The organism is Microcella sp., from assembly GCF_040286215.1.
GTDB lineage: Bacteria > Actinomycetota > Actinomycetes > Actinomycetales > Microbacteriaceae > Microcella.
The window spans coordinates 1-3,627 of record NZ_JAVKCK010000025.1; the positions used below are offsets into that span (position 1 = coordinate 1).

The following is a 3,627-nucleotide window of genomic DNA, read 5'->3' on the forward strand; positions in this document are numbered from 1 at the left end:
ATCCCGCGCGCCTCCAGCGCGCCCCCGAAGGTGCCGGTCAGTCAGCCGCCGGTGGCGGCCATGACGTAGTCGAGGGTGGTGGCCTGCTCGGTCTCGGGCTGCACGCCGTAGTGCTCGGCGATGGCGCCGTGGACCCCGAAGTCCACCGGGCCCTCCACGCCGGGCAGCCAGGCGTGGCGGTGCGGCCCCTTCAGGCGGTCGATGCGGATATCAGCGGTGCCACCCGGGATCGGGCGATGGGGGACACCATGACAGCCTAGCCGAACGACGCTGCGGAGGAGGCCACTGTCGTGTCATTGCCATCCTGGTACATCTATTCGGGAACCCTTCACCGGACTCTCCACCTCGCGTCCTCGCAGCGGACGCTCCGACCAACAATACTTGCTTTACTGCGGTGGGGCGCCCCTTCACGTCTCGGGCTCGGGTCCTTCGTCAACGACGGATTGGATCTCTGCGATCTCAGCCTCTGAGAGGGGCTCACCACGTAGCACTTGGAGTGCGATTCTCCGGTCTACGGCGACGCGCCGCAGCGAGTTCGAGAAATTTCGCCGCAAGATCGCCTCCTCAGGTCTGAGGGTGTAGGCGCGGAGGAAGAGCGCCACCCCTTCACGTTTCTCGGCCTCCGTCCCCCGCATGAGTAGCGTCGCTAGGTTCGATAACACCTGAGCGTCGTCAGGAGCGCCTACCATGATGTCTCGATACATCGAGATCGCCATCATTTCATGCCTGCGTTCGTCACTGGAGGCGAGCGCGTCGGCATATGTCCGCCGCACCGAGTAGGCTTCGCGGGGGTCATCCTTCCAGTGGTCGGTCCTAACCACTTGTTCCCCGACTTGGACGAGTTCGTCCCAACGGCCGGCACGCTGGAGCGCGAACATGTAGGACGTGACATCATCGACCGAGTGCGGCCGCTCCTTCACCGCCTGCGCGAGGGCCTCGAGGAGCGCTCGGTCCGGCTCCTCCGCTTGACCGATCAAACGGGCCGCTCGGATACGGGAGCGAGCGCTCTCCACTCGGCCCTCCTGCGCTCCAAGTTGCTCCGCGCGGCGCAGCAGTTCTTCCGCCTTGGCGAGGTCGTGTTTGTAGAGTCCAACGTGCAAGGCCAATTGGACGTGAACACCGGCATGCTTGTCATCGAACGTCAGAGCACGGTTGAACAAGTCCTCGGCGTCGCGATACCGCTTCGAGTTGTGCATCCCCACGGCCAAGTCTCCGACGGTGGCGGCGAGCCTTGCCAAATCGGCGGGCCTTTCAGCCGCGGTATCGACGCGGTCGATGACCTGCTTGGCCTGCTTGGCCAGGTCGTTGGCAAGACCCCGTGTCGCCGGATCCTCTTGTGTGAGCTCAAGCTCCAGGCCGAGGGCCTCCAGAATCGCGGCCGCCTCGTCCCCGGTGATGGTCTCGCGTTCCAGTCGCTGTGCCTGCGCCTCCGCTTCCTGCTTCGAGACGAGGGCTGCTTCGGCATCAGCCTCGGGGTCCTGGGCGAGAGACTCGACGTAGGCCTCGTGAGACGACCGAACAAGTCGCGCCAGGGTAGCTTTGACGGCCGTAGTAACCTGGGGGCGCAGGTCACCGACAAGCCGCTGACGATCATAGACGATCTGGCGCATCTCGGCGATGTCGAACGGCGAATCGGTAACATCTTGATTCAGAATGATACCGGGCTTTCCCAACGCACGCGCATAGCCGAGTTCGAACATCACGTTCGGGTTGCTTCCTGTAACGTCCGCAATTACAAAGGCGCAGCCGCCGATCGCATCCAGGATTTGGTCGGTAATGCGACCAGGCTCAGCGATGTCGTCTGCTCGGAATATTTCCAATTCAGGCATGTCTGGCGCCGACCGCACATCTTTAAGGAGCAGATAGACATCGGCGAATTCCTCCGCAAACGGCATGATCACGAAACAGGTCCAACTAGACACGATCCGCCTCCTCTGGGCTCGCCAACTGCCTACAGAGCGACACCGCTCCTCGAACCAAAGGATTGCCTCCGACAGAGCCGCACGCAATCAGACTACCAGTGCGAACCGCACGTCGGTATCGCGTACTGCTCGAACTCCGACTACTGACGGGTACGCGATATAGGGACACGAGCCCATCCACCAAGAAGCAGAAGCTGCGCCGGGATGACCGGAGGGTTCTTGAGGGTTTGCTGCGCCCTCAGCGCCAGGTCGAGCCGGCAAGGATCCTGCTCGGCGCCGCCAACGGAAGTCCAGCCAGCGCCTCGCTGAGTCGGTGGGTGTGGCCCGGGACATGCGGGGGATTGGAGGCGGTGGAGCGCGACCGTCCTCGGTCGGCGGGCCGCGCAAGCTCACGCCCGCCTTGGAGTCCGAGATCGTCGACAGGACGATCAACGAGAGACCGCCGCGCGAGAAGGGCACACACTGGACGAGCCGGTGGCTGGCGGGGGCTCTGGGCCTCGATCACATCGACGTTCGGAGACCTGGAGGAAGTACGGCCTCAGGCCCCACCAGATCGAGCGCTTCAAGATCTCTCGGTATCCTCGGCTCATCGAGAAGATCCGCGACGTGATGGGCGTCTACCCGGATCCACCGGCCAATGCGGTCGTAGCGCGGACGTGCTGGCACGATGGCGCACGACGACGAACACCACAGCACAACAGCCCTTTTCGCCGTCCTCGAAGTGACCACCGGCGGGGTCATCCATGAGCGCATGCCTCGGCATCGCCACCAGGAGTTCCCCCGCTTCATGAAGGCCGTCGGGCAGACCGTCGATCCCAGGCTCGAGGTCCATCTCATCCTCGGCAACTACGCCACGCACAAGAACGAGAAGGGGCGCCGGTGGCTGAAACGGAATCCGAGAGCCCATTTCCACTTCGTTCCCACCGGCACCTCCTGGCTCAACCTCGCCGAGCGTTTCTTCTCCGAACTCACCGAGCGCCAGCTCGGACGCCTCGCCGTCACCAGCGTCGATGAGCCCATCCAGGCTATCGACGCCTACATCGCCAACGGCGACGACGATCCCGCGCCCTTCATCTGGACTGAGTCCGCTCAGGAGATCATCGAGACGATTCAGCTTGGGCTATGTACTCTCGGGACGGTACACTAGCGTCAACCCCACCGCACGGATGGCAACGCGCCCATGCCATTGACAAGGGAGGGCATCCGAGTCTGATCGCCAGGCGGCGATGACCGCAACATTGAAACACGACCGAGCCGCCGATGCCGACGCGAGAAGGAGTGGCTTCCGCCCGGTTCTTAGGGACGCCCCGTGAAATGCCTCGTGGTCGTGGCCATGGTCGTCTCGGCCGCCTCCGTCCACCTACGCCCGCCGCACTTCCGTCGTGATGTCGATGCACCCGGACAGCGTCCGGTAGACGGGGCACTTCGACGCATGCATCCCGTGCACCCGCTCGATGGTCTCGTCGTGCTCCGCGTCGGCCTTCAGTTCGTAGACCACGTGGATGCGCTTGATGACCAGCACTCCCTCGTCCTTCTCCACCTCACCGGTCACGTGGCCGGACAACCGACCCTCACCGGCAGGAATCCCGCGCGCCTCCAGCGCGCCCCCGAAGGTGCCGGTCAGTCAGCCGCCGGTGGCGGCCATGACGTAGTCGAGGGTGGTGGCCTGCTCGGTCTCGGGCTGCACGCCGTAGTGCTCGGCGAT

At 64.1% G+C, this 3,627-nt stretch carries 3 protein-coding genes; 1 reads left to right on the forward strand and 2 read right to left on the reverse strand.

Annotation, left to right across the window (positions count from 1 at the left end; translation table 11 throughout):
* Positions 1-407: 407 nt before the first annotated feature.
* A complete protein-coding gene (locus RJQ01_RS11605) occupies positions 408-1,922 on the reverse strand; it encodes a hypothetical protein (protein WP_350476887.1) in 1,515 nt (504 codons plus the stop codon).
* A 667-nt stretch (positions 1,923-2,589) separates the two neighbouring features.
* Here RJQ01_RS11605 and RJQ01_RS11610 point away from each other — a divergent pair.
* Complete coding sequence (locus tag RJQ01_RS11610) at positions 2,590-3,069, forward strand: transposase (protein WP_350476888.1); 480 nt, start codon at positions 2,590-2,592, stop codon at positions 3,067-3,069.
* 213 nt (positions 3,070-3,282) lie between these two features.
* Here RJQ01_RS11610 and RJQ01_RS11615 read toward each other — a convergent pair whose 3' ends face one another.
* Positions 3,283-3,546, reverse strand: coding sequence for an OsmC family protein (locus tag RJQ01_RS11615; protein WP_350476889.1), 264 nt, complete (start codon positions 3,544-3,546; stop codon positions 3,283-3,285).
* Between the last annotated feature and the right edge of the window lie 81 nt (positions 3,547-3,627).

Excerpts from the sequence above, each read along its gene's own strand:
- RJQ01_RS11610 (WP_350476888.1), top strand. The coding sequence starts at position 2,590 with ATGGCGCACGACGACGAACACCACAGCACAACAGCCCTTTTCGCCGTC.